Origin of the sequence: Neomicrococcus lactis, from assembly GCF_014200305.1 — a bacterium.
In the GTDB taxonomy this organism is placed as follows: Bacteria; Actinomycetota; Actinomycetes; order Actinomycetales; family Micrococcaceae; genus Neomicrococcus; species Neomicrococcus lactis.
This window is the reverse complement of record NZ_JACHBL010000001.1, coordinates 2,018,461-2,044,315: the sequence shown is the minus strand read 5'-3', so window position 1 is coordinate 2,044,315 and position 25,855 is coordinate 2,018,461. Positions and strand designations below refer to the sequence as shown.

The following is a 25,855-nucleotide window of genomic DNA, read 5'->3' as shown; positions in this document are numbered from 1 at the left end:
ACACCGAACGGAGTGGAAATCCGGAACGACACGCGGTAAAGTATTCAAGTCGCCAACGCGGAGATCGAGAAATGGTTCTCGATGGAAGTTTGGTAGGTGTCTGTTGTTTGAGATCTCAATAGTGTGTCATGTTTGTTGATACCGATTGTTTTATATCGGTAATAACTGCCTGATGGTGAATGGCTGCTTTTGTGGTTGTTTGTTGTTGGGTTTTTTATTGCTGGGTTTGAATTTGGTGCCATCGTGTAACGCGTTTTCCCGTGTTGTGTTGGTGGTGTCTGTATTTTTTTACGGAGAGTTTGATCCTGGCTCAGGATGAACGCTGGCGGCGTGCTTAACACATGCAAGTCGAACGATGATGCCTAGCTTGCTAGGTGGATTAGTGGCGAACGGGTGAGTAACACGTGAGTAACCTGCCCCTGACTCTGGGATAAGCCTGAGAAATTGGGTCTAATACTGGATATGAACATTTACCGCATGGTGGGTGTTGGAAAGATTTTTTGGTTGGGGATGGACTCGCGGCCTATCAGCTTGTTGGTGAGGTAGTGGCTCACCAAGGCGACGACGGGTAGCCGGCCTGAGAGGGTGACCGGCCACACTGGGACTGAGACACGGCCCAGACTCCTACGGGAGGCAGCAGTGGGGAATATTGCACAATGGGCGAAAGCCTGATGCAGCGACGCCGCGTGAGGGATGACGGCCTTCGGGTTGTAAACCTCTTTCAGTAAGGAAGAAGCGAAAGTGACGGTACTTGCAGAAGAAGCGCCGGCTAACTACGTGCCAGCAGCCGCGGTAATACGTAGGGCGCGAGCGTTATCCGGAATTATTGGGCGTAAAGAGCTCGTAGGCGGTTTGTCGCGTCTGCCGTGAAAGTCCGGGGCTTAACTCCGGATCTGCGGTGGGTACGGGCAGGCTAGAGTGCAGTAGGGGAGACTGGAATTCCTGGTGTAGCGGTGAAATGCGCAGATATCAGGAGGAACACCGATGGCGAAGGCAGGTCTCTGGGCTGTAACTGACGCTGAGGAGCGAAAGCATGGGTAGCGAACAGGATTAGATACCCTGGTAGTCCATGCCGTAAACGTTGGGCACTAGGTGTGGGGGACATTCCACGTTTTCCGCGCCGTAGCTAACGCATTAAGTGCCCCGCCTGGGGAGTACGGCCGCAAGGCTAAAACTCAAAGGAATTGACGGGGGCCCGCACAAGCGGCGGAGCATGCGGATTAATTCGATGCAACGCGAAGAACCTTACCAAGGCTTGACATGGACTAGATCGCCGCAGAGATGCGGTTTCCCTTCGGGGCTGGTTCACAGGTGGTGCATGGTTGTCGTCAGCTCGTGTCGTGAGATGTTGGGTTAAGTCCCGCAACGAGCGCAACCCTCGTTCTATGTTGCCAGCACGTTATGGTGGGGACTCATAGGAGACTGCCGGGGTCAACTCGGAGGAAGGTGGGGACGACGTCAAATCATCATGCCCCTTATGTCTTGGGCTTCACGCATGCTACAATGGCCGGTACAAAGGGTTGCGATACTGTGAGGTGGAGCTAATCCCAAAAAGCCGGTCTCAGTTCGGATTGGGGTCTGCAACTCGACCCCATGAAGTCGGAGTCGCTAGTAATCGCAGATCAGCAACGCTGCGGTGAATACGTTCCCGGGCCTTGTACACACCGCCCGTCAAGTCACGAAAGTTGGTAACACCCGAAGCCGGTGGCCTAACCCCTTGTGGGAGGGAGCTGTCGAAGGTGGGACTGGCGATTGGGACTAAGTCGTAACAAGGTAGCCGTACCGGAAGGTGCGGCTGGATCACCTCCTTTCTAAGGAGCATCTAACACCTGTCACACAGCATCACATGATGTTTGTGTGTGGTGGTAGAAGTTACCCGCTATCTCGTACTTGTGTTGCGAGGGCGTGGTGCTCATGGGTGGAATATCAACAAATTTGCTGCGCATTCTCGTGCCGGCACGCTTTGTTAGTACAACCAGGACCAACCATTTCGGTGGGAGGTCAGGGTGAGGAACACAAGACGAGCTGGTGAATGGATGGGTGGTTATGACACATTATTGGGGCCTGAAACAACAGGCCATCCACAAACAAGAGAATCCTTTGGGGTTTTTGAGTGTGTGGAGGGTTGTTGTTTTGAAGGTGTCTGCATGCTGCTAACACGGTTGAAACCATAGTGTTTCTTCTGGTGTGGGGTGTGTGGGTTGTTGTTTGGGAACTGTATAGTGGACGCGAGCATCTAACAATCACAATTTATTGTGGTTGTTGTTTTCTGCAAATATATCCGAGTAATAATTTTGATTGTTCTTGTGTTTGTTTAGTGTTTGTTCTTGCTTATGAGCTTTTTGTGTTTGTAAGTTTTTAAGGGCGCATGGTGGATGCCTTGGCATTGGGAGCCGATGAAGGACGTGGGAATCTGCGATAAGCCTGGTGGAGTTGATAACCGAGCGTTGATGCCAGGATCTCCGAATGGGGAAACCCTGCACGTGTTATGACGTGTAACCAATATCTGAATTCATAGGGTATTGGGGGAAACGCGGGGAAGTGAAACATCTCAGTACCCGTAGGAAGAGAAAACAAAAGTGATTCCGTTAGTAGTGGCGAGCGAACGCGGAAGAGGCTAAACCTGTGGTGTGTGATACCTGACGGGGGTTGCATCATGGGGGTTGTGGGGTTACCACGTACGATCACCGTTTTGGGTCGTGAAATGTGTATGCACTGAGGTGAATGGGTTGGGAAGCCCGACCGTAGACGGTGAGAGTCCGGTAACTGGTCTGTGTGTACAGGTTTTTGTGGTGATACCCGAGTATCACGGGGCTCGAGGAATCCCGTGTGAATCTGCCAGGACCACCTGGTAAGCCTAAATACTACCCAATGACCGATAGCGGATTAGTACCGTGAGGGAATGGTGAAAAGTACCCCGGGAGGGGAGTGAAATAGTACCTGAAACCATGTGCTTACAAACCGTCAGAGCATCCTTGTAGGTGTGATGGCGTGCCTTTTGAAGAATGAGCCTGCGAGTTAGTGCTGTGTCGCGAGGTTAACCCGTGAGGGGAAGCCGTAGCGAAAGCGAGTCTGAATAGGGCGTTTGAGTGGCACGGTCTAGACCCGAAGCGGAGTGATCTACCCATGGCCAGGTTGAAGCGCGTGTAAGAGCGCGTGGAGGACCGAACCCACTTCAGTTGAAAATGGAGGGGATGAGCTGTGGGTAGGGGTGAAAGGCCAATCAAACTCCGTGATAGCTGGTTCTCCCCGAAATGCATTTAGGTGCAGCGTTACGTGTTTCTTACTGGAGGTAGAGCTACTGGATGGCTAATGGGCCCCACCGGGTTACTGACGTCAGCCAAACTCCGAATGCCGGTAAGTGAGAGCGTAGCAGTGAGACTGTGGGGGATAAGCTTCATAGTCGAGAGGGAAACAGCCCAGAATGCCGACTAAGGCCCCTAAGCGTGTGCTAAGTGGGAAAGGATGTGGAGTTGCTTAGACAACCAGGAGGTTGGCTTAGAAGCAGCCACCCTTGAAAGAGTGCGTAATAGCTCACTGGTCAAGTGATTCCGCGCCGACAATGTAGCGGGGCTCAAGCACACCGCCGAAGTCGCATCATTCAACTTTTGTTGGATGGGTAGGGGAGCGTCGTGTATGGGGTGAAGCTGCCGGGTAACCGATGTGGTGGACTGTACACGAGTGAGAATGCAGGCATGAGTAGCGAATGACGGGTGAGAAACCCGTCCGCCGAATGATCAAGGGTTCCAGGGTCAAGCTAATCTGCCCTGGGTTAGTCGGGACCTAAGGCGAGGCCGACAGGCGTAGTCGATGGACAACGGGTTGATATTCCCGTACCGGCGAAAAACCGTCCCATACCAATATCGTTTTCTGCTAACCACCCCAAAGATACTTTCTTCTCCTTCGGGAGATGGTTGTATTCGCGGCGTGGGACCCGGGAATGTGAGGTCAGCGTATTAACAGGTGTGACGCAGGAAGGTAGCCGGGCCAGGCAATGGAAATGACCTGGTCCAAGGGTGTAGGCCGAGTCATAGGCAAATCCGTGACTCACATAAGGCTGAGACCTGATAGGCGCCCACAATCGTGGGTGATCCGGTGATCCTCTGCTGCCAAGAAAAGCATCGACGCGAGGTTTTAGCCGCCCGTACCCCAAACCGACACAGGTGATCTGGTAGAGAATACCAAGGCGATCGAGAGAATCATGGTTAAGGAACTCGGCAAAATGCCCCCGTAACTTCGGGAGAAGGGGGGCCCCAACCGTGAAACCCACTTGCTGGGTGGAGGCGGATCGGGGCCGCAGAGACCAGGGGGAAGCGACTGTTTACTAAAAACACAGGTCCGTGCGAAGTCGCAAGACGATGTATACGGACTGACTCCTGCCCGGTGCTGGAAGGTTAAGAGGACCTGTTAGCGCAAGCGAAGCGGAGAATTTAAGCCCCAGTAAACGGCGGTGGTAACTATAACCATCCTAAGGTAGCGAAATTCCTTGTCGGGTAAGTTCCGACCTGCACGAATGGAGTAACGACTTCCCCGCTGTCTCAACCATGAACTCGGCGAAATTGCAGTACGAGTAAAGATGCTCGTTACGCGCAGCAGGACGGAAAGACCCCGAGACCTTCACTATAGTTTGGTATTGGTGTTCGGTGCGGTTTGTGTAGGATAGGTGGGAGACTGTGAAGCGGGCACGCTAGTGCTCGTGGAGTCATCGTTGAAATACCACTCTGACCGTACCGGATTCCTAACTTCGGCCCATAATCTGGGTCAGGGACAGTGCCTGATGGGTAGTTTAACTGGGGCGGTTGCCTCCTAAAGAGTAACGGAGGCGCCCAAAGGTTCCCTCAGCCTGGTTGGCAATCAGGTGTCGAGTGTAAGTGCACAAGGGAGCTTGACTGTGAGAGAGACATCTCGAGCAGGGACGAAAGTCGGGACTAGTGATCCGGCGGCACGTTGTGGAACGGCCGTCGCTCAACGGATAAAAGGTACCTCGGGGATAACAGGCTGATCTTGCCCAAGAGTCCATATCGACGGCATGGTTTGGCACCTCGATGTCGGCTCGTCGCATCCTGGGGCTGGAGTAGGTCCCAAGGGTTGGGCTGTTCGCCCATTAAAGCGGTACGCGAGCTGGGTTTAGAACGTCGTGAGACAGTTCGGTCCCTATCCGCTGCGCGCGCAGGAAATTTGAGAAGAGCTGTCCTTAGTACGAGAGGACCGGGACGGACGAACCTCTGGTGTGTCAGTTGTACTGCCAAGTGCACCGCTGATTAGCTACGTTCGGACAGGATAACCGCTGAAAGCATCTAAGCGGGAAGCCCCCTTCAAGATAAGATTTCCATACACATAAGTGTTGAAGGCCCCCAGCTAGACCACTGGGTTGATAGGCAGGATGTGGAAGCGAGAACTAAAGACTCGTGAAGCTGACCTGTACTAATAGGCCAACAACTTACAACACACCCACCACACACCAAGCAGCAATGCCTGGTTGATTATGAGTGGGGAAGAACAAAACAGCAGAAACTGCCGCGTCCACCATACAGCACCGAAACAACAAAACACCCCCCACAACCAACGAAATAACCCGGCGGTTGTAGAGGGGCAGACACCAACCATAAATAAATACTTGAACCCAACACCACAACAATTGTGGACGTTGCCGGTTCGCCAAAGTTACGGCGGCCATAGCGTGGGGGAAACGCCCGGACCCATCCCGAACCCGGAAGCTAAGACCCACAGCGCCAATGGTACTGCACCCGGGAGGGTGTGGGAGAGTAGGACACCGCCGGACAACCCTTAAAAGGAAGACCCACACAACGACGTGCGGGTCTTCCAACATTTAACAGACAAGTTCCGCCACCCGAATGGATGGCGGAACTTCTGGTTTAACGACCTACCAACGGTGAGCGACATCGATCACCAGCCTGGTCGTCGTCGCATCCTTCAGAAGGAACGTACGGAATGGCAACCGAGCCCGAACACCAAGGCCAAAGCTGCTCTGACCTTCGAAGCTTCCAAGGAATGCTGCCTGACGGAAGGTCCGGTAGCCGGCAACGTTGACGATGTTGTTTCGATTGCTTGGGCTATACGTTGATGCACCGGTATTGATGTTGTACGAAGGTGCATTGACGATGATGCGTAGGTCCGCAGCTCCGAGTAGTGGAACTCGTAGTCCCTGACCTTCGGTATAGACAGCGGTGACGTAGCGAACGTCATAGCCGCGCAAGTTTCCCCGCAGATCGATAACCAGACGGTCGTAGCAAGTGTGTTGGCCGGCCCGAACGTTTCGGACAGTAGCCGTAGTGCTGACAAAAGTGGAGCGCTCGGCGAGCGATCCCCAAACTAGTCCACAATACGGTGCCGCAGTGGCACTCGTTGGAACCGCAACTAAAGTGGTGGCTGCCATTGCCGCACCAGCAATGGCGGTGAGCAACTTCTTCATGAGTATTGCCTTTCTTGAGGGGTGGTGACAATTCATGGTGCGCTCATCGCAATGCACAAGCAATAGCTGTTATTCAATCTTAGTGAAATAAGTCGCAGGTGTTTCGAAAAGGTCACGGACTCAAGAAGATCCACGTATCGCGCAGTGTGATCGAACGCCGAGAGCGAATATTCGTCGCGAAATTTTCCATGTGTCCTTGGCAACTTCTAGGCTGGAATCATGTCTGAAACGAAACGCCCCCAGGATGATTTGTACCGCCACTTCAATGGCGAGTGGATAGCGTCTGCATCGATTCCCGCTGACAGGGGAAGTTTCGGATCTTTCGAAGCGCTTCGTGAAAAGGCAGAGTCGAACGTTCACGAAATTATTCAGGAAACTACGACGGCGCAGCCCGCCTCGCAGGACCCCAAGTCTCAGCGCATTGCCGAACTCTTTGCCTCCTTCATGGATGAAGCGAGCATTGAAAAGCGTGGAGCTGTGCCGATCAAGGGCTACCTCGAGGACATTGAGCGCGTTGAAAACGTTACTGAATTCTTTACTTTGCTGGGTCGATTCCAACGAGAAGGCATCAGCGGACTTTATGGAGTGGGCGCTGGTAATGATCCAGGGCGGCCGGACCGGAATCTCTTGACCTTTTTGCAGTCCGGACTGGGCCTGCCAGATGAGTCGTACTACCGCGAAGAGCAGTTCGCAGAGCTCAAGCAGCAGTACCAAGAGCACCTCGTTCGCTTCTTGAGCCTCGCGGGAATTGACGATGAAGCGGCGGCGAGCGGCGCCGTCGTACTGGAGACTGCTCTCGCAAGCCATCACTGGGACCGCGTGAAATCCCGCGATGCCCAGGCGCGCTACAACCTCATGTCCGCGGAGGAGCTTTTTGCGCGGCACCCGCTGCTCGAGAACTGGTTGAAGGGCGCGGGAATTGAGCCCAAGTACTACGCCGAAGTGAATGTGTGGCAGCCAAGTTTCTTGGAGGGTGTTGAGAAGGAGGCCTACGAGCGGCCGCTCAGCGAGTGGAAGTCGTGGCTTGCTGTGCAGGTGGTGCGTTCGTTTGCGCCGTATTTGTCCTCGGAGTTCGTGACGGAGGCATTCGAGTTTTATCAGAAGAAGCTTGCCGGCGTGGAACAGCAGAAGGAACGCTGGAAGCGCGGGGTGGCATTCGTCGAAGGTGGCGTCGGTGAGGATGTTGGTCAGCTCTACGTTGCCAAGCATTTCCCGCCTACTAATAAGGCGAAGATGGAGGAGCTCGTTGCTCGCCTGGTGGATGCGTACCGTGAATCGATCCAGCAATTGCCATGGATGACGGATGAGACGCGGGCGAAGGCTTTGGAGAAGCTCGGGTCTTTCCGCACGAAGATTGGTTACCCCGATCAGTGGATCGATTACTCGAGCCTTGAGACGACGCCAACTGACGTTATTCAGAACGCGGCCGCCGTGAACGAATTCGAGTTCAAGCGCGAACTGCAGAAAATTGACGACGGCGTGGACCGCGAGCTGTGGTTCATGTTCCCGCAGACCGTCAACGCTTACTACCATCCGTTGCTCAATGAAATCGCGTTCCCAGCAGCTATTTTGCAGTTGCCGTTCTTCGATGCCGAGCGTGACATAGCGTCCAACTTCGGTTCGATCGGTGCTGTGATTGGCCATGAAATCGGGCACGGGTTCGATGACCAGGGTTCGCAGTTTGATGGCACTGGCCAGCTCAACAACTGGTGGACGCAGGACGATCGCGACGCTTTTGAAGCTCTGACGGCGAAGCTCGTTGCTCAGTTTGATGAGCTTGAGCCGCCGGAGACTCCGGGCAATAAGGTCAACGGCAAACTCACTTTGGGTGAGAACATTGGTGACCTTGGTGGCTTGGGCATCGCGTACAAGGCGTACAAGATGGAGCTGCAACGCGAAGGCAAGGCTGAGGACGAAGTGATCGAGGGTCGCACTGGCGACCAACGATTCTTTGCAGCCTGGGCCGAAAGCTGGCGCTCGATCACGCGCTCGGAAACGTTGCTGACCCGTTTGAAGACGGATCCGCATTCGCCGAATGAGTTCCGTTGCAACCAGATCGTGAAGAATCTCAACGCCTTCCACGCTGCCTACCAGACGCAACCGGGTGACGGTATGTGGCTTGATCCGGCGGACCGCGTAGTCATCTGGTAGCGATACGCCGTAGAGATCACTCACGTTTCGGGGATATGAGCAACTGAAGACCGGTAGAATGGCTAATTGTGACTGCCGAAGATTCTAACGCCCCCGCAAATTCCACGATCAACATGAATGATCAGCGAGCTGTGCGCTCGGCGAAACGCGAGGAACTGCTTAACTCGGGCCGCGAGGCCTACCCCGTTTGTGTGCCTCGCACTCATTCGTTGACCGAGGTTCGCACTAAGTACGCGCATCTCGAGGCCGGCGAAGAGACGCAGGAGGTTGTCTCCGTCGCGGGACGAATCGTGTTCATGCGCAACACCGGAAAGCTGTGCTTTGCCACCTTGCAAGAGGGCGGCACTCGCGGCGAAGGCGTGCGCCTGCAGGTCATGCTGTCTTTGGCTGAAGTGGGCGAAGAGTCCCTCGCCGAGTGGAAGCACCTCGTTGACTTGGGCGACCACGTTTCGATCACGGGTCGCGTCATTTCTTCGCGCCGTGGCGAGCTGTCCATCATGGCGCAGTCCTGGATGATGGCGTCCAAGGCGCTTCGTCCGTTGCCTGTGTTGCATGCTGACTTGAACGAAGAGACCCGCGTGCGTCAGCGCTACGCGGACCTCATTGTGCGTGATGAAGCGCGCGAGATGATCTATAAACGTGCCGCGATTGTTCGTGCGATCCGCCAGACGCTCGAGAGCCACGAGTACGTGGAGACCGAGACCCCCATGCTTCAGTTGGTGCACGGTGGCGCTGCAGCGCGTCCGTTCCACACCCACTTGAACGCATTCGACCAGCCGATGACTTTGCGTATTGCTCTCGAGCTCTACTTGAAGCGCGCTGTGGTGGGTGGCGTTGACCGCGTGTACGAAATTGGCCGCATCTTCCGCAACGAAGGTGTGGACTCCACGCACTCGCCAGAGTTCACGATGCTCGAGTGCTACGAAGCATACGCAGATCAGTTTGTGATGGCTGATCGTTTGAAGGAAGTCATCCTTGCGGCAGCTGACGCTGTGGGCGCCGGCCGTCAGATTGAGACGGACAAGGGCGTTATTGACCTCGACGGCGAATGGCGCTGGTTGGGTGTCTACCCGGGACTTTCTGAGGCCGTTGGCGTGGAAATCACTCCGGAAACGCCGCTGTCCACGCTTCTTGAAATTGCTGAAAAGCACGAAGTGAAGCTGCAGCCATCGTGGGGTGCTGAAAAGGTTGTTATCGAGCTCTTCGGTGAGATCGTGGAACCGACCCTGCTGAACCCAACCTTCGTGTACGACTACCCGCCGGCAGCTCAGCCGTTGGCACGTCAGCACCGCTCCGAGCCGGGCCTTATCGAAGCCTGGGACTTGATCATTGGCGGCATGGAACGCGGTACCGCGTTCTCCGAGCTCATTGACCCGGTCATTCAGCGTGAGCGCTTGACCGAGCAGTCTCGACTTGCCGCTGGTGGCGACGACGAAGCCATGCAGCTGGACGAGGACTTCCTCCGTGCGCTCGAGTACGGTGCCCCACCAATGGGCGGCATCGGACTGGGTGTTGACCGTTTGGTCATGTTGTTCACCGGAGCGGGTATTCGCGAGACTATTCTCTTCCCGCTCTTGAAGCCTGAGGCCTAATCGTGGAATACGTAGAAGTTCTGTTGCCAACAGTTGTTGTTGCCATCATTTTCTTTTTCGTTATTCGCGCATTATTCAATGCGGATCGAAATGAACGTGAAGCTCAGGCAGAAGTTTTCGAAGAACACGGCATCAATTCAGCGCCTACGGCTAATTCGGCCAAAAGCACCGAAGAGAAACGTGAAGATACAACTTCGAATTCCTCTGACAAGGCAAACAACGAATAGCGATAGTTTTTAGTGGGAATGAATAGTAAATATTTCAAAAACTAGCGACAAACATAGCTTATCGGCGTAGACTTCCCTTCGGATCGGATGAATAAACTCGACTCGGGGGTCGATGCTGTTCACGGAGCAAATAAATGGTTCATCCGAATTTCTGACAATAAATTCTTGGGTGGAAGGTAATCCGAATGGCACGCAAGGTTGAAATTCGCCTCGTCGATGACCTCGACGGTACGCAGAATGCCGAGACGGTTCATTTTGGGCTGAACGGCATTCACTACGAAATTGACCTCAACGCAACGAACCGCGCGGAGCTCAAGAAGGTCCTAGAGAAGTACATCAAGGTGGCTCGTCGTACGCGTGCGCACTCTGCGGAGGACGCATCGGAAATCCGTGCGTGGGCTCGCGGCAAGGGCTACGAAGTGAACAAGCGTGGTCGCTTGCAGCAAGAGCTGATTGACGCTTACCGCAAGGAAAACTCGTAGTAGAGGTTTCTCGCCGTATTTCTTTCATAACTGGTGTCTCACGTCTTTAGAGGTGGGGCACCAGTTTTGTGTCTGGGGACGTTATCCCCGTGGCGAACATTCCCCACAAGCGCGGCGAAGATGCGTAGCATCGAATCCAAGCGTTAGCGAGGAGTGTTCTCATGTTTGAACGATTTACAGATCGGGCCCGTAGGGTTGTCGTGCTTGCCCAAGAAGAGGCACGTATGCTCAACCACAACTACATCGGTACCGAGCACATTCTTCTTGGCCTCATTCACGAAGGTGAAGGAGTTGCCGCCAAGGCCCTTGAGGCCATGAGCATCTCCTTGGGCGCCGTTCGGGAGCAGGTACAGGAAACCATAGGTCAGGGGCAGCAGGCTCCATCCGGCCACATCCCATTCACGCCACGTGCAAAGAAGGTCCTTGAACTTTCCTTGCGCGAAGCGCTGCAGTTGGGACACAACTACATTGGCACCGAGCACATCCTTCTTGGCCTCATTCGTGAGGGCGAAGGCGTGGCCGCTCAGGTTCTCGTGAACTTGGGTGCCGATCTGGGCCGTGTTCGCCAGCAAGTCATTCAGCTGTTGTCCGGCTACCAGGGTGGCAAGGAGACTGCAGGTGCAGCCGTTGCTAGCGGCGGCCAGCAGGAAGGTACGCCAGCTGGATCCGCAGTGTTGGATCAGTTTGGCCGCAACCTCACCGCAGCAGCCCGCGAAGGCAAGCTTGACCCGGTCATTGGACGCGAGTTCGAGATGGAACGCGTCATGCAGGTTCTCTCGCGCCGTACCAAGAACAACCCGGTTCTCATTGGTGAACCTGGCGTTGGTAAGACCGCCGTCGTAGAGGGCCTCGCACAGGCCATTATTCGCGGCGATGTTCCTGAAACGTTGAAGGACAAGCAGCTCTACACCTTGGATCTCGGATCCTTGGTTGCAGGCTCCCGCTACCGCGGTGACTTCGAAGAGCGCCTCAAGAAGGTCCTCAAGGAAATCCGCACGCGCGGCGACATCATCCTCTTCATCGACGAGATCCACACGCTCGTGGGTGCCGGCGCAGCCGAGGGTGCAATCGACGCTGCCAGCATCTTGAAGCCAATGCTTGCTCGTGGCGAGCTCCAGACCATTGGCGCCACCACTCTTGACGAGTACCGCAAGCACATCGAAAAGGACGCCGCTCTTGAGCGTCGTTTCCAGCCGATCCAGGTCAAGGAACCTTCCGTGGAACACACCACGGAGATCCTCCGCGGCCTGCGCGACCGCTACGAAGCTCACCACCGCGTGTCCATCACCGATGGCGCTCTAGTAGCAGCTGCCCAGTTGGCACACCGTTACATCTCTGACCGCTTCTTGCCGGACAAGGCTATTGACCTCATCGACGAAGCAGGCGCTCGCTTGCGCATCCGTCGTATGACGGCTCCTCCTGTCCTGAAGGAAATGGACGAGGAAATCGCGAATGTTCGTCGCGAAAAGGAATCGGCCATCGATGCTCAGGACTTCGAGGGTGCAGCTAACCTCCGTGACAAGGAGAAGAAGCTTCAGGACGCTCGTGCCGAGAAGGAGCGCGCTTGGAAGGGTGGCGACATGGACGAGGTCGCCGAGGTCAACGAAGAGTTGATCGCGGAAGTTCTCGCCAACTCCACCGGCATCCCAGTGGTCCAGCTGACCGAGGAAGAGTCCTCGCGACTCATCCACATGGAAGACGAGCTTCACAAGCGCGTCATCGGTCAGGACGAAGCCATCAAGTCCATTTCGCGGGCGATCCGTCGTCAGCGTGCTGGCCTCAAGGATCCAAACCGTCCGGGCGGCTCGTTCATCTTCGCTGGTCCTACCGGCGTTGGTAAGACGGAGCTTGCGAAGGCTTTGGCTGAGTTCCTCTTCGGCGACGAAGACGCACTCATCACTTTGGACATGTCGGAGTACTCCGAGAAGCACACGGTATCTCGACTCTTCGGTGCCCCTCCGGGATACGTTGGCTACGAAGAAGGTGGCCAGCTGACCGAGAAGGTTCGTCGTCGTCCGTTCTCCGTGGTCCTCTTCGACGAAGTCGAGAAGGCACACGCAGATCTCTTCAACTCCCTCTTGCAGATCCTGGAAGATGGCCGCTTGACGGACAGCCAGGGCCGCGTGGTGGACTTCAAGAACACGGTCATCATCATGACCACGAACTTGGGTACCCGCGACATCTCGAAGGGTGTCATGACGGGCTTCCAGTCCGCCACTGACACGAAGACCGGCTACGACCGAATGCAGGCCAAGGTTCAGGAAGAGCTTCGTCAGCACTTCCGTCCCGAGTTCCTCAACCGCGTCGACGACGTGGTGGTCTTCCCGCAGCTTACGCAGGACGAGATCGTTCAGATCGTGGACCTGTTCGTCAGCCGCTTGCAGTCGCGTCTTGATGACCGCAACATGAAGATCGAGCTCACGCCGGCCGCCAAGGTGCTTTTGGCCACGCGAGGCTACGACCCAGCAATGGGTGCTCGTCCGCTGCGCCGCACCATCCAGCGTGAGATCGAGGATCAGCTCTCCGAGAAGATCCTCTTCAACGAGATCCACACCGGCCAGACGGTCTTCATCGACGTCGACGGCGAGGGTGACAACGCAAAGTTCACCTTCCGCGGCGAAGACGGACCAGGCGCCATCGAAGGCAAGCCTGAACCGGTAGCCATCGAGAGCTAATCTCGTTTAGTTGGTAAGGACCTCCGTTAGCTGAAAAGCGGCGGGGGTCCTTACTTGTTTTAGGGCACGCCTTTAAAGCAGGACGGTTTAGAGCACGACGGCTAAGCGCTGCCGCGATGTGCTGAATCAACCTCACCGAATTAACGTCAAAGTACTAGAGAACCTAAGATGAAACCCATGTCTACAGACTTCGAGATTCGCCGAGCCACCACTGCTGATGTCTCAGGAATCCGTCAGCTCGTGAAGCCGTATGCTGAATCGCGCATCTTGTTGGAGAAGGAAGCTGTCGCTTACTTCGAGTCCTTGCAAGAGTTCCGCGTGGCCGTAGGCAAGGACGGCAACCTGCTGGGTTGTGGAGCTGTCCACGTGATGTGGGAAGACATCGCCGAAGTACGCACTCTCGCGGTCACTCAAGAGGTGCGCAGCAAGGGTGTGGGCCATGCCCTCCTTGAACGGCTCATCGACGACGCCCGCGCTCTGGGTGTGAAGCGCGTGTTCTGCCTGACTTTTGAAGTGGATTTCTTTGAGCGGCACGGATTCAAGGTCATGGAAGACCAGTCCGCCGTGGACCCTGTGGTGCTCCAAGAGCTCTTGCGATCCCACGATGAAGGCGTCGCAGAATTCCTCGACTTGGCCCGTGTGAAGCAGAATACGCTGGGTAATACCAGGATGATCCTGAACTTCTAAACGGATTCTTCCACAGTCTCAAGTAATTGAATTACATGGTTGTTTTTTGATTTCAAATCTCTGAAATTGCGCATTCGCCATTGTTCGCAATGGGTGAAATCAGGAAACTCTCAGGCGGAATTTGCTGGACTTCTCTAGTTGATCGTGCCTACCGTGGGGATAAGCAAGGCCGAAAAGGCTCACGCTGTGAAGGAAATTTCGCAAGTTCCCTTGCGAGATACTGAACAACCAGGAAAGAGGCAATCACATGGGTTTCGGAGATAACCTCGGTGGACTCGGCGAACAGCTGAACAACCTCAAGAATGAACACGGCGACAAGATCAACGAAGGCGCAGACAGCTTGCAGGAGCAGCACTCCGACAAGTTGGGCGAGCACGCTGGCGCAGCTAACGACTTTATCGATGGCTTGCAGACCGAGCACCTTGGCCAGGAGCAGCCAACCGGCGAGCAGCAGGTCAACGAGCAGGCTGCAGAGCAGGCTGAAGGTCAGGAAAACCAGTAAGTAGTTTTCTGACTAGTTTTCAATCAATGTGATGGCTCCGGGGAAACCCGGGGTCATCACGTTTTTTAACGTCCTAAGTTCCAGCGACCAAAGCTCTAACTCTGCAGACTCACGCCAGCCGCCGTCTCCACTGCGAGCCCATCAGCGAGAAGCCCATTGAGGCACTTTTCGCGTTGCTCTTTATCGGCGGTGAGCGAAGACAGCAGTGTCCAAGCATCGTTGACTTGCTGGGCGGAAAGATCTGAAACGGTCGAAGTGCCGGAGCCGGAATCTTGTGGAGCCGGCGGGGCTGGGGGAGTGGCATCCGCTGACATCACTAAATCCATGCGCGGCACTGGCGCAGAGACCACTCGAAGTACGCCCATGATGGCTCCGCGCACCTGACGATCCGTCCCATGCCACGATTGGCCCTTCGGGACGTAGTGCGGTTCGGGCTTACCGGCGGCCACCCATGCGCAGAGGTCTAGCACTGGGCAGTCGGCGCACTTGGGTGATCGCGCCGTGCACACTACTGCCCCAAGCTCCATGACCGCGGCGTTCCACGTGTTCGCCTCAGTCACCTCAGCAGGCATGACCTCGGCGGCCAAAGCATTCTCGGCGGCAGTCAACGACGGTTCCGGCAAAGCATTTCCGGTAAACAGCCGCGCGTGGACGCGGCGAATGTTCGTATCCACCACCACTTCCGGAATCCGGAAGGCAAAAGAGGAAATCGCGGCAGCCGTATAACCCCCAATGCCCGGCAGGGACAGGAGGGCTTCGGGGGAGCCGGGGACGGCGCCGTCGTACTCTTCGACTATTTTCTGGGCCGCAGCGTGCAAACGCAGCGCTCGCCGTGGGTAACCCAGCCGGCCCCACGCGCGGACGGCCTCGCCGGACGGTTCGGCGGCGAGTAGGGCGGGGGTGGGCCAGCGGCGCATCCACTCGTGCCACACGGGCAGCACGCGAACCACGGGCGTTTGTTGGAGCATGAATTCGCTGACCATAATGCCCCAGGGGGTGGCATCGGGCCGGCGCCATGGGAGGTCGCGGGCCGAGGCGGCGAACCAACCATTGATGCGTTCGTGCGCTTGAGTGAGGATTGAGGTGTCCACGGTTTCCTTACGTTTCTGCATGAATACTGTAACCGCCCGGCGTGGACGCTCGTTGATGGAAAATGCGCGGTCTAGTCTGTAACGCAAGCAAGTCACGGCAGGAGTGAGTCCATTGAGTCCTACAGGACCAGTTAGTCCGGAAGTTTATGCACGACGCCGCTGGGTCGCGCTAATTGCGGCCGTGCTGGCTATTGTGCTCATTATTTGGGGAATGAGCGCCGCTTTTAAGGCTTTGTTCCCTTCGAAATCTGCGGCTGAGTCTTCCAGTACGACGCCGCCGTCTTCCGCCGCGCCGTCACCCTCACCTAGCGCTTCCTCCCCGGTTCCGAGCACGTCTGCTTCGGCGTCCGCGTCGGCTTCGACCTCCGCGTCCGCCTCTGCATCGGGTTCAGCAAGTGCTTCGGCCACAGGTAGTGGAACGGCTTCTTCTAGTGCTTCCGGTTCGGCGGGTGCCTCTTCTTCTAGCGCCACTAATGCGGCGGCCGCACAGGCTTGCTCTCCTGCGATCGTTCGCGTTTCGAGCGCCACGGACAAGAAGAAGTACGCCGCGAATGCGAAGCCAGTCTTGTCTTTGACGGTCACCAATGCCGGTACCGTTCCTTGCTCGTTGAACGTGGGAACCAGCCAGCAAGAATTCACCATCACGTCCGGCAATGATCGGATCTTCTCCACGACCGACTGCTTGGCCAAACCTTCCAACGTGGAGCTGGTCATCGATGCCGGAAAGTCTGAGACGGCGAAGTTCACGTGGGACCGGAACCGCTCCACCCCAGGTTGTGATCCCGTGACCTTGAAGCCAGCTCCGGGAACCTACGTGTTCACCGCCAAGCTGGGATCCGTTCAGTCCAACCGATCGGTGTTTGACCTCGAGTAGTTCGGGAATGCGGCGGCCAGTGCCTCCACCACGGACGCCGCTTCCTTGATGGCAAAGCCCTCCGGGATCTTGTGGCGGGCCAAATCCGTCTTCGGCACGATCGCTTGGCGGAAGCCCAGCCGGTGCGCTTCGCTGATGCGTCGCTGAATATCGGGAACTGGTCGTACTTCGCCGGCGAGACCTACTTCGCCGAAAGCGACGAGGTCGCGGGGAAGTGCGTAGTTCAAAGCGGACCCCGTGATGGCCAGAGCCGCCGTGAGATCGGTAGCGGGCTCGGTGAGGCGTACGCCGCCGACGGTCGCCAAGTAGCAATCCACAGAGGACAGATCTACCCGTGCGCGTGCCTGCAGAACCGCCAGCAGCATGGCTGCTCGCGAGGCGTCGAGGCCACTGGTGGTGCGGCGTGGTTGCGAGTTAGGGGACTTGGCCAGTAGTGCTTGGACCTCGGCAACGAGGGGGCGTCGTCCTTCGATAGTCACCGTGATGCACGTACCTGAGACTGGCTGGTTGGTCCGCGTGACGAAGAGGCTGGAGGGATCTGCGAGTCCCACGATGCCGTCCTCGTTGAGGTCGAAACAACCCACCTCGTCGGTAGAGCCATAACGGTTCTTGACTGCGCGCAAGAGCCTCAAACGCGAGTGGCGATCGCCTTCAAACTGGCAGACCACGTCCACGAGGTGTTCGAGCAAGCGTGGGCCGGCAATGTTTCCGTCTTTAGTCACGTGACCTACGAGCAAGGTGGCGATGGCGCGCTTCTTGGCGACGTTAATAATGGACGCTGCCACTTCCTTGACCTGCGTGATGCCGCCGGCGCCGCCGTCCACCTCTGATGAGGAGAGGGTCTGGACCGAGTCCACGATGAGAAGCTGTGGTTCCACGGCGTCGATTTGGCCAAGAGCTAGCGCGAGATCTGTCTCGGCGGTGACATGGAGCTGGGGGTGAAGCGCATTGATGCGCTCGGCTCGGCGCTTGACCTGAGCGGCGGACTCTTCGCCCGTGATGTAGAGGACCTTGAGGCCGGTGGCGGCTGTCTTTGCCGCGACGTCCAAGAGGAGCGTCGACTTGCCGACGCCGGGCTCGCCAGCCAACAGAATGACGGCTCCTGGGACCAGTCCGCCGCCGAGTACACGGTCAAACTCGCCCACGCCCGAGCTACGGTGTGAGGCATCAGTGGCGTCCACCTCGGTAATCGGGGGAGCAGGCTGAGCGACGGAGGTGGCCGCCGTCGTCTTGGCAACTACCTGATTGGCCTCAGTGACCGAGCCCCACGCTTGGCACTCGCCGCAACGGCCCACCCATTTAACGGTGGTCCACCCACACTCGGTGCAGCGGTATGCGGGAGTGCTCTTGGACTTTGAAGATCGTGCAGTACTAACGGCCATTCCTCGAGACTACCTACCGCCACGGACAGTTAGAAAAGCGTGGGGATAACCCAAACCGCGTGGCACCCGCTAAAGCTTCGGGAGGTAGGTAGCTGCGGCGTCGTGGTCTACGCCGGAAGCCCGCATCAGATCGACGAGGAACGGACGCAACAACAGCACCAAGCCCTCGCCCTCGACGCCGGTCACTGCGAAATTGGCGGGAGCGAGTTCTGCAGCCTTCAGCATGAGGCCTTCGCGCGCCTTATGTTCGGCGCGCATGCGGGTGGGCTGGGACCGCTCCGAAATGGAACGGTTCATGAGGTTGACTTCTTCGGCGACTTGCTCGAGGAAAGCAGCCAGGAGCTCGGCGGCCTCAACGGAAACGGCTTCGTGGGAAATGACCGACGCGAGGCGACGCGTAAAGACGCGCATGTTGCGCATCGCGAGATCAGTTCCGTCGGCGATACGGCGCAAGCGCTTAATTTCGCTACGACGATTGCGGTAGACCGGGTTGATCGTGGCGAGCTCGTTTGCTGCTCGAAGCGCCGCAGGGATCTTGTTCATGGTGGCCTGCGTGGCTCGTGCGCGGGTCAGGGCGTGCCAAGAACCGGTGGAATCTAGCTTGGCTAGGGCGTTTGCGGCATCTTGGAGTGTTCCGCTGAGCTCCCGGAGGAGCGTCTGTAGCTCTTTCACTGGCTCATGGCGGGGGTCGCGGGGGCTGAGTGCCACGATAGCCATAGCGAACACTCCACCAACGATGGCGTCGATACTGCGGCCGAAAATGCCGTCAGCGTTCGGGGGCAGGAGTACCACGAGAAGCGCTTGGAGTCCCAGCTGCGTAGAAAAGATCGTTCCGCGATCAAGGAATCGCGCAAGCATCAAGGAAATGAAGAGGACGACGCCGGCTTGCCAGAGACCTTGGCCAAGAATGGTGAGAAGGACGTCGCCTACTGCGATGCCAAGTGTGCAACCGATGGCAACTTCGAGCGTGCGCCGAATGTGGGTGTCAGAGCCGAAGCCCAAAGCAATGAGCGCGCTGGTGGCAGCAAAGAGCGGACCTTCGTGGCCCAACAAGAACTCCGCGAACCAGTAAGCGCCGACCGCGCAGATGGTGGCCTGGATGATCTTGGGCATGGAATTGCGGACGCGCAGGAAGCCAGCACGTGTACGCCGCCACGTGAACTTTTTGGCCCTGACGACCGCGGTATCCACTCCCACGCCTCAATCTTTCCATCTCCGGCTGTATGACGCGGAATTTGCTGTCACCTATTGGCGCTGTGATGCATCACTCATAGTTTTTAGTGAATTATTTTGAGACAGTGTTATCTCTGCGAGGGCGCGGACTCTTTATTGATATTTCGCGGAAAGTACCTGATACTCAACCCGATGCGGTGGGATCATCTAGAGGTGTTGCGGGGCCCTGTTAACCCTCCGTTAACCTTCGTAGCCCTAACTCTTCACTTGAACCACTTAACTTCAAAAGTGGCAAAGTTGGACTTCTGACTTTGGTAGCCCGGGCACGAGAGTGCGCGGCACTCGTCACCCGGGGACACTCCCCCTCAAAAACTGTGAAAGAGGCTATCTGTGAAGGCTCTACGCATCGGCCAGTCGGCCGCCGTTCTCTCTATTGCTGCTCTTGCGTTGACCGCATGCGGTGGCTCCAACACCCCAGCTGCTAGCTCCTCCGCTGCAGGCGGATCTTCCGCCGCCGGTTCTTCTGCTACTTCGACCTTGACCGGTACGCTCACCGGCGGCGGCGCTTCCTCCCAGGAAGCTGCAATGACCGCATGGGCAGACGGCTTCACCGCTGCAAACCCAGGCGTCAAGGTTCAGTACAACCCAGTTGGCTCCGGCGCTGGCCGTAAGGGCTTCTTGGCTGGCCAGTACCAGTTCGCTGGCTCTGACTCTGCAATGAAGGAAGACGAGCAGACCGAAGCTCAGAAGATTTGCGGTCCTGACGGTGCTGTCCAGGTTCCTGCATACGTTTCCCCAATCGCAGTTGCTTTCAACCTTCCAGGTGTAGAGCACGTGAACATGGACGCAGACACCATCGCTTCTGTCTTCACCAAGAAGATCACCAAGTGGAACGATCCAAAGATCGCTGAACAGAACGAAGGCGTAGAGCTTCCTGACACGGCAATCACCGTTGTTCACCGCTCTGACGAGTCCGGAACCACGAAGAACTTCCAGGACTACCTCTCCGCAGCTGCACCAAAGGTGTGGACGTACGGCGTTGAGGAAAAGTGGCCTTCTGACATCCAGGCTGAAAACGCTCAGGGCACCTCCGGTGTTGTTGGTCTTGCAACCAAGACCGAAGGCTCCATCGTTTACGCTGACGCTTCTCAGATTGGCAAGCTCGGCACCGTTGCTGTCAAGGTTGGCGACAAGTACGAGGCTTACACGCCAGAAGCTGCTGCAAAGACGGTTGAGACCTCTAAGAAGGTTTCCACCAACGAGCACGACCTCGCTATCAAGCTTGATCGCACCTCCACCACGGCTGGTACCTACCCAATCGTTTTGGTTTCGTACCACATCTTCTGCGCCACCTACAAGGATCAGGAAACTGTTGACTTGATCAAGGCATTCGGCAAGTACGCCGTTTCCGCTGAGGGCCAGAAGGTTGCTTCCGAGTCTGCAGGCAACGCTCCTTTGACCGATGCAACGATTGAAGAAGCTAACAAGGCCATCGACTTCATCTCGGTCGCCAAGTAAGTTCTCTTACAACTGAGCATTTAGTCTTGACCGCCGAGCCGCAGTGCGCGGCCCGGCGGTCAAGACTTCTCTTGGGACTTGCTGTTCAGGGCACGCCAGTGCCCCGTGGTAGGTTTCAATTCCCCCTCATTGCTCGCCCTCCCGAGGAGTATCCGCGTGACAGAGACCACCACGTCAAACGCACTGTTTGACAAGAGTTCATCCGCTGGCCGGGCTGGAGATAAGGTCTTCTCCTCATTCGCCCTGGCAGCCGGAATCATCATTTTGACCGTTTTGGCCTTGGTCGCCGCCTTCTTGGTGTCCGAGTCCATCCCAGCGCTAACCGCAGGAGAGGGAGAACTCTCCGGCGACCAGAAGAGCTTCTGGACTTACGTTTTGCCGCTCATGGGCGGCACCTTGATTGCTTCGGCAATCGCATTGTTGCTCGCGACGCCAGTGGCAGTCGGAGTGGCACTCTTTATCTCGCACTACGCACCACGCAAGTTGTCGCAGACCATTGGCTACGTCATTGACTTGCTGGCTGCCATTCCTTCCGTCGTCTACGGCGCATGGGGTATGGCAACGCTTGGCCCGCTGATGGTTCCGCTCTTCAAGTGGCTGGAAACCTATGCAGGATGGATTCCGTTGTTCTCCGGACCAGCGTCCTCTACGGGCCGTACTATTTTGACCGCCGGTGTCGTCTTGTCCGTGATGGTGCTTCCGATCATCACCTCGATGTGCCGCGAAATCTTCGTCCAGACGCCAAAGCTGCACGAAGAAGCAGCGCTGGCTTTGGGCGCTACGCGCTGGGAAATGGTGAAGATGTCGGTCTTCCCATTCGCCCGTGCAGGCATCATCTCCGCCATCATGCTGGGACTTGGCCGTGCACTCGGCGAGACCATGGCTGTCACCTTGGTGCTTTCGCCAGGTGCCTTTACGTGGAACATCATCGGTTCGGGCAACCAAACCATCCCATCTGAAATTGCGCTGAACTTCCCAGAAGCATTCGGTATGCGCCAGAGTGAGCTCATCGCGGCAGGCCTCGTGCTCTTCGTCATCACTCTCGCAGTGAACATGATTGCTCGCTGGATTGTTAACCGCCACAAGGAATTCTCGGGGGCAAACTAATGTCGCACAGTGCAGAAAAAACTCTCAGTGACGACCTTTCTCCGGTGGAGAATCGTGGCAAGTCACGCTTGACGCAAGGCCAGAAGCCAACGTGGACCTGGATCGCTGTGCTCGTCGGTTCGCTTATCTTGGGTGCAGCTGCAACGGCCCTCCTCGGTGGTGGCGCGGCATTCAGTGTTGGCGGATGGTTGGTGCTTTCCTTCATCCTCTACGTGGTCGCGATGTACATCGTTACCCGAGTCATTGAAAATGGTCGCAAGGCCACGGACGGCTTGTGGCGAAACCTGATCTACGGCGCCTTCTTGTTAGCTTTGTTGCCGCTGGTCTCCGTGATCTGGACCGTTCTCTCCCAGGGTATTCCGGGCCTCATGAACCCAGGCTTCTTTGCCTCGGACATGAACGGTGTGACCGGTGCGGTTGACTTGAAGACCGCCCGCGAAGAAACGAACCCACTCGGCGGTATTCAGCACGCAGTTGTTGGATCCTTGCTGATCACGTTGACCGCAACGCTCATCTCGGTGCCCATCGGCTTGCTCACCTCGATTTACTTGGTGGAATACGGCCGCGACGGCTGGTTGTCCAAGGCCATCACGTTCTTCGTTGACGTGATGACGGGTATCCCGTCCATCGTTGCCGGTTTGTTTGCTGCCGGTGTCATGGCCGCTCTTGTGGGCCGAGGCGCTAACGTGATGGGCTTCTCCGCAGCAGTCGCGTTGTCCGTACTCATGATTCCTGTGGTGGTTCGCTCGACGGAAGAAATGCTCCGCGTGGTTCCCAACGAACTTCGCGAAGCCTCCTACGCATTGGGCGTTCGCAAGTGGCGCACCATCCTCAAGGTGGTCATTCCAACTGCGATCTCCGGTATTGCTTCCGGCGTGACGCTCGCAATCGCTCGTGTTATTGGCGAGACGGCTCCGATCCTCGTGACGGCCGGCGTTGCACTGACCACGAACTGGAGCATGTTCAAGGACTGGATGATGTCCCTTCCTGTGTACATCTACCGCCAGCTCATGAACCCCACCGCGCCGGGTGCTCCAGACATTTCGTCGGAACGAGCTTGGGGTGCTGCGCTTGTGCTGATCCTCATCGTGATGATCTTGAACTTGATCGCACGTATCATCGCTAAGGCGTTCGCGCCGAAGAAAACCGGACGCTAGTCCACGGATTTAGGTAAAGGAAACTCCATGTCAAAGCGAATCGACGCGATTGACCTTAACGTCTACTACGGCGACTTCCTTGCTGTAGAAGGCGTAAACATCAACATTGAGCCTAAGACCGTGACTGCGTTCATCGGTCCTTCCGGCTGTGGCAAGACCACGTTCTTGCGAACGATCAACCGCATGCACGAGGTTCTTCCTGGTGCACGCGCTGAAGGCAAGCTTCTCCTCGACGGAGATGACATCTACGGACCAGGCGTGGACCCAGTAACGGTTCGCACCATGGTGGGCATGGTCTTCCAGCGCCCCAACCCGTTCCCAACGATGTCCATCCGTGACAACGTGCTTGCAGGCATCAAGCTCAACGGCAAGAACATCTCCAAGTCTGATGCAGATGCCATCGTTGAGCGTTCCCTGCAGGGCGCTAACTTGTGGAACGAAGTCAAGGACCGTCTGGACAAGCCAGGCTCCGGCCTTTCCGGTGGCCAGCAGCAGCGTTTGTGCATCGCCCGCACCATCGCCGTTCAGCCTGACGTGATCCTGATGGACGAGCCTTGCTCGGCACTCGACCCGATCTCGACCCTCGCCGTTGAGGACCTCATCAACGAGCTCAAGGACGAGTACACCGTGGTCATCGTGACTCACAACATGCAGCAGGCAGCACGTGTCTCTGACAAGACCGCGTTCTTCAACATCGCTGGCACCGGCAAGCCGGGCAAGCTCATTGAATACGCACCTACGCAGGAAATCTTCAACAACCCGAAGGAAAAGTCCACTGAGGACTACGTCTCTGGACGCTTCGGATAAGGATTTTCTCAACGTAAGTTTCCCGCCACGTGTGGCAGGGAGGCCCCAGGCTCGTCCTGGGGGATCTTGAGGGGGATCGCAGCGGCATTGCAGGCTTTCGGGCCGGCGGTGCCGCTGTTCCCGTTAACGGAACCCCGTTAGCGAAACTTCCTGTTAACAACGATTCCCGCTGGTAACGATTTCCGCTGGCAACGGTCCCCGCTAACAACGTTCCCCGTTTACTTCGTGCGATGACCCTCGCGTCTCGGCCATGGCGCTGCGTCCGTAAGGAGTACTTAGTGAATTCTGCCGTGAATGAGGTTCAACATGGGAGAGATGGCAAGGAAGAGGATTCCTGCGCCGACGGAGCAAGCAACTGGAGTGGCAATCCAATACGCGACGATGTGATTGAACGTCTTCCAATTGACGAAGCCGCGGCGCTTCACCGTGCTGGCGCCGACAATCGCGCTCACCACGCTCTGCGTAGTGGAGATTGGCATGTGCAAAACGAAAGCAACCACGTACAACAGCAGCGCCGATGAGGCGTGGGAGGTTGCACCGATCATGGGGGTCAGCCGGGCCAGGTTGGTGGACATCGTGTGCGTGATGCGCCAGCCGCCAAAAAGTACGCCGCATGCCATGCATGCGGCCACCAGAATCTGCACCCACAAAATCGATCCACCGCGCACGAGGGGTTGTCCCACAACCATCAATGCGACAACAATCGTTGCGGCGTTGCGCTGACCGTCCTGTAGGCCGTGCGCTAAGGCGAGCAGCGCCGTCGTAATGGACTGAATGATTCGGCCGGAAGCCGAGGCCTCGTTATCCGTCCTGTGCCGCATCAGCCAACTGACGGGCACCGTGGCGCCGATGGCCAAGAGCGCGGAGACAATCGGCGTGAGGATGAGCGGAAGGAGGATGCCGTAGAACGCATAGGGAATCAGATCTTCGGTGGAACCATGGCCCAGAAGGTTGGCGGCCGTCAAGGATCCCAGTACACCGGCCAAGATGGCTTGGGTCGACGACGCTGGCATTTTCTGCCACCACGTCCACAGGGACCACAGCGCCGCTGCGAGGACTGCGCATAGCAATACTGCGAGGCCGTCTTCATACATCGGAAACTCTGGTGCCCGAACAATCAAACGAGTGCCAAGCAGCGCGCCGAGCATCGTGCCAACAGCGGTGAATGAGGCGACGAGGACTACAGCGACTCGTGGCGAGAGCGCGCGAGTGCGGACCGAAGCCGCCACCGAGTTCGAGGCGTCGTGAAAACCGTTAAGCCACGAATAACCGCACACCGCGACAATGACGACGATGAGCAAAATAGTCACGCGCTAGGACTCTCTCACGAGGATAAGGCCCAAATGATCCGCAATCGCACGGAAGCTGAGCATGGCGTCATACAACTGATCCGCAAAAGCGCGGTCTCGCGCAAAACTTCCTACCCGCTCATAAGTGCCGAGTTCCGCGAGCCACAACCGGTGGGCCGTAGCCATGCGCTTGGACAAACGCAGCATATCTAGCCACTTGAGTTCGAGGGATCCCAGATTGTCCAGGCGGCGAATAATGTCAGAAAATAACTCTGACTGTCGGTCCAACACTTCGAGCTGTTCAGAGACGCTCTTGTGAATACGGTCAGTGGGCATTTCGGCCAGTGCGCGGGCCGCACCGGTCAGGTGTCCTGCGGCGTCATGTAGCAACAGCGAAAACTTATACATGTCCTCGCGCGGAATGGGGCTCACATACGAGCTACGCAGATGAGTCAAGAGAGCGTAGTGATGATCCGTGCTGCGGTTTTCCGCTCGCGCGCAGTCTTCCGCCAGTTCCAGACGCTCTTCCGTGGTGGCGCCCAGCCCTTGCGACATCGCGAAAATGCACTCGCGGACGTCTGCGGAGACGTCGAGGAGTAACTCGAGTCCCCGGTGTTCGGTGGGGAACAACGAAAGCTTCACAGAATACCGCCGCGTGGAGGGGGATAGAACAGGACTAGTGTACTGAGAAAAGTTTGCGTGAATCGC

At 56.9% G+C, this 25,855-nt stretch carries 19 protein-coding genes and 3 rRNA genes; 15 read left to right on the top strand and 7 right to left on the bottom strand.

The genetic code is table 11. From position 1 onward, the window contains the following. Window positions 1–287 precede the first annotated feature (287 nt). The 3 genes from BKA12_RS09205 (at window position 288) to rrf (ending at window position 5,782) form a co-directional block, all read left to right on the top strand. A 16S ribosomal RNA gene (locus BKA12_RS09205) occupies window positions 288–1,811 on the top strand. Window positions 1,812–2,348: 537 nt separating this feature from the next. Next, window positions 2,349–5,448, top strand: a 23S ribosomal RNA gene (locus BKA12_RS09200). A 217-nt stretch (window positions 5,449–5,665) separates the two neighbouring features. Then, a 5S ribosomal RNA gene (rrf, locus tag BKA12_RS09195) occupies window positions 5,666–5,782 on the top strand. Together the 16S, 23S and 5S rRNA genes form the textbook arrangement of a ribosomal RNA operon. Window positions 5,783–5,884: 102 nt before the next feature. Here rrf and BKA12_RS09190 read toward each other — a convergent pair. Further along, window positions 5,885–6,433 (bottom strand): AMIN-like domain-containing (lipo)protein, encoded by a 549-nt coding sequence (locus BKA12_RS09190; RefSeq protein WP_183642912.1) that lies wholly within the window; start codon window positions 6,431–6,433, stop codon window positions 5,885–5,887. A 219-nt stretch (window positions 6,434–6,652) separates the two neighbouring features. Between BKA12_RS09190 and BKA12_RS09185 the strand changes: the two genes are divergently transcribed. The 7 genes from BKA12_RS09185 (at window position 6,653) to BKA12_RS09155 (ending at window position 14,749) form a co-directional block, all read left to right on the top strand. Further along, complete coding sequence (locus tag BKA12_RS09185; RefSeq protein ID WP_183642909.1) at window positions 6,653–8,584, top strand: M13 family metallopeptidase; 1,932 nt, start codon at window positions 6,653–6,655, stop codon at window positions 8,582–8,584. A gap of 113 nt (window positions 8,585–8,697) precedes the next feature. Next, window positions 8,698–10,176, top strand: a complete 1,479-nt coding sequence (lysS, locus tag BKA12_RS09180; protein WP_183644885.1) for a lysine--tRNA ligase — start codon at window positions 8,698–8,700, stop codon at window positions 10,174–10,176. 2 nt (window positions 10,177–10,178) lie between these two features. Continuing rightward, window positions 10,179–10,403: a hypothetical protein gene (locus tag BKA12_RS09175; RefSeq protein WP_183642907.1), complete on the top strand. Its 225-nt coding sequence runs from the start codon at window positions 10,179–10,181 to the stop codon at window positions 10,401–10,403. A gap of 185 nt (window positions 10,404–10,588) precedes the next feature. Then, complete coding sequence (locus BKA12_RS09170) at window positions 10,589–10,885, top strand: histone-like nucleoid-structuring protein Lsr2 (protein WP_183642904.1); 297 nt, start codon at window positions 10,589–10,591, stop codon at window positions 10,883–10,885. A 161-nt stretch (window positions 10,886–11,046) separates the two neighbouring features. After that, window positions 11,047–13,560: an ATP-dependent Clp protease ATP-binding subunit gene (locus BKA12_RS09165; protein ID WP_183642901.1), complete on the top strand. Its 2,514-nt coding sequence runs from the start codon at window positions 11,047–11,049 to the stop codon at window positions 13,558–13,560. Between the two features lie 177 nt (window positions 13,561–13,737). Continuing rightward, on the top strand, window positions 13,738–14,247 hold the full coding sequence (locus BKA12_RS09160) for an amino-acid N-acetyltransferase (protein ID WP_183642898.1): 510 nt from the start codon (window positions 13,738–13,740) through the stop codon (window positions 14,245–14,247). 247 nt (window positions 14,248–14,494) lie between these two features. Then, a complete protein-coding gene (locus BKA12_RS09155) occupies window positions 14,495–14,749 on the top strand; it encodes a hypothetical protein (protein WP_183642895.1) in 255 nt (84 codons plus the stop codon). A 95-nt stretch (window positions 14,750–14,844) separates the two neighbouring features. Here the strand turns inward: BKA12_RS09155 and BKA12_RS09150 are convergent, their stop codons facing one another. Further along, on the bottom strand, window positions 14,845–15,861 hold the full coding sequence (locus tag BKA12_RS09150) for an A/G-specific adenine glycosylase (protein WP_183642892.1): 1,017 nt from the start codon (window positions 15,859–15,861) through the stop codon (window positions 14,845–14,847). A 123-nt stretch (window positions 15,862–15,984) separates the two neighbouring features. Beyond that, entirely contained in the window at window positions 15,985–16,422 is a 438-nt protein-coding gene (locus tag BKA12_RS09145) for a hypothetical protein (RefSeq protein WP_183642888.1), read from the bottom strand. On the opposite strand from BKA12_RS09145, the gene BKA12_RS09140 reads away from it, so the two are divergent. Further along, window positions 16,412–16,714 (top strand): hypothetical protein, encoded by a 303-nt coding sequence (locus tag BKA12_RS09140; RefSeq protein WP_183642885.1) that lies wholly within the window; start codon window positions 16,412–16,414, stop codon window positions 16,712–16,714. The genes BKA12_RS09145 and BKA12_RS09140 overlap by 11 nt on opposite strands. Here BKA12_RS09140 and radA read toward each other — a convergent pair. Together radA and BKA12_RS09130 are read right to left on the bottom strand one after the other, a co-directional pair. After that, entirely contained in the window at window positions 16,681–18,096 is a 1,416-nt protein-coding gene (radA, locus tag BKA12_RS09135) for a DNA repair protein RadA (RefSeq protein ID WP_183642882.1), read from the bottom strand. The genes BKA12_RS09140 and radA overlap by 34 nt on opposite strands. A gap of 69 nt (window positions 18,097–18,165) precedes the next feature. Continuing rightward, window positions 18,166–19,287, bottom strand: a complete 1,122-nt coding sequence (locus BKA12_RS09130; protein ID WP_338087487.1) for an FUSC family protein — start codon at window positions 19,285–19,287, stop codon at window positions 18,166–18,168. A gap of 372 nt (window positions 19,288–19,659) precedes the next feature. Here BKA12_RS09130 and pstS point away from each other — a divergent pair, with 372 nt between their 5' ends. The 4 genes from pstS to pstB all read left to right on the top strand — a co-directional run bounded on the left by pstS (window position 19,660) and on the right by pstB (window position 23,858). Next, window positions 19,660–20,787: a phosphate ABC transporter substrate-binding protein PstS gene (pstS, locus tag BKA12_RS09125; RefSeq protein ID WP_183642880.1), complete on the top strand. Its 1,128-nt coding sequence runs from the start codon at window positions 19,660–19,662 to the stop codon at window positions 20,785–20,787. Between the two features lie 156 nt (window positions 20,788–20,943). Next, complete coding sequence (gene pstC / locus BKA12_RS09120; protein ID WP_338087486.1) at window positions 20,944–21,894, top strand: phosphate ABC transporter permease subunit PstC; 951 nt, start codon at window positions 20,944–20,946, stop codon at window positions 21,892–21,894. Further along, window positions 21,894–23,051, top strand: coding sequence for a phosphate ABC transporter permease PstA (gene pstA / locus BKA12_RS09115; protein WP_183642877.1), 1,158 nt, complete (start codon window positions 21,894–21,896; stop codon window positions 23,049–23,051). Before pstC ends, pstA begins: the two co-directional genes overlap by 1 nt. A gap of 27 nt (window positions 23,052–23,078) precedes the next feature. Then, a complete protein-coding gene (pstB, locus tag BKA12_RS09110) occupies window positions 23,079–23,858 on the top strand; it encodes a phosphate ABC transporter ATP-binding protein PstB (protein ID WP_183642875.1) in 780 nt (259 codons plus the stop codon). Window positions 23,859–24,133: 275 nt separating this feature from the next. Here the strand turns inward: pstB and BKA12_RS09105 are convergent, their stop codons facing one another. Together BKA12_RS09105 and BKA12_RS09100 are read right to left on the bottom strand one after the other, a co-directional pair. Then, the gene (locus tag BKA12_RS09105; protein ID WP_183642872.1) at window positions 24,134–25,168 is read right to left on the bottom strand and encodes an inorganic phosphate transporter; all 1,035 of its coding nucleotides are present in this window, start codon (window positions 25,166–25,168) and stop codon (window positions 24,134–24,136) included. A gap of 3 nt (window positions 25,169–25,171) precedes the next feature. Continuing rightward, window positions 25,172–25,789: a hypothetical protein gene (locus tag BKA12_RS09100; protein ID WP_183642869.1), complete on the bottom strand. Its 618-nt coding sequence runs from the start codon at window positions 25,787–25,789 to the stop codon at window positions 25,172–25,174. Window positions 25,790–25,855 lie beyond the last annotated feature (66 nt).

Bases quoted from the DNA above. Each gene is read 5' to 3' on its own strand.
- BKA12_RS09150 (WP_183642892.1), bottom strand. From the start codon at position 15,861: ATGCAGAAACGTAAGGAAACCGTGGACACCTCAATCCTCACTCAAGCG.
- radA (WP_183642882.1), bottom strand. From the start codon at position 18,096: ATGGCCGTTAGTACTGCACGATCTTCAAAGTCCAAGAGCACTCCCGCA.
- BKA12_RS09185 (WP_183642909.1), top strand. From the start codon at position 6,653: ATGTCTGAAACGAAACGCCCCCAGGATGATTTGTACCGCCACTTCAAT.
- BKA12_RS09190 (WP_183642912.1), bottom strand. From the start codon at position 6,433: ATGAAGAAGTTGCTCACCGCCATTGCTGGTGCGGCAATGGCAGCCACC.
- pstB (WP_183642875.1), top strand. From the start codon at position 23,079: ATGTCAAAGCGAATCGACGCGATTGACCTTAACGTCTACTACGGCGAC.
- BKA12_RS09165 (WP_183642901.1), top strand. From the start codon at position 11,047: ATGTTTGAACGATTTACAGATCGGGCCCGTAGGGTTGTCGTGCTTGCC.
- pstA (WP_183642877.1), top strand. From the start codon at position 21,894: ATGTCGCACAGTGCAGAAAAAACTCTCAGTGACGACCTTTCTCCGGTG.
- BKA12_RS09170 (WP_183642904.1), top strand. From the start codon at position 10,589: ATGGCACGCAAGGTTGAAATTCGCCTCGTCGATGACCTCGACGGTACG.
- BKA12_RS09155 (WP_183642895.1), top strand. From the start codon at position 14,495: ATGGGTTTCGGAGATAACCTCGGTGGACTCGGCGAACAGCTGAACAAC.
- BKA12_RS09160 (WP_183642898.1), top strand. From the start codon at position 13,738: ATGTCTACAGACTTCGAGATTCGCCGAGCCACCACTGCTGATGTCTCA.
- lysS (WP_183644885.1), top strand. From the start codon at position 8,698: ATGAATGATCAGCGAGCTGTGCGCTCGGCGAAACGCGAGGAACTGCTT.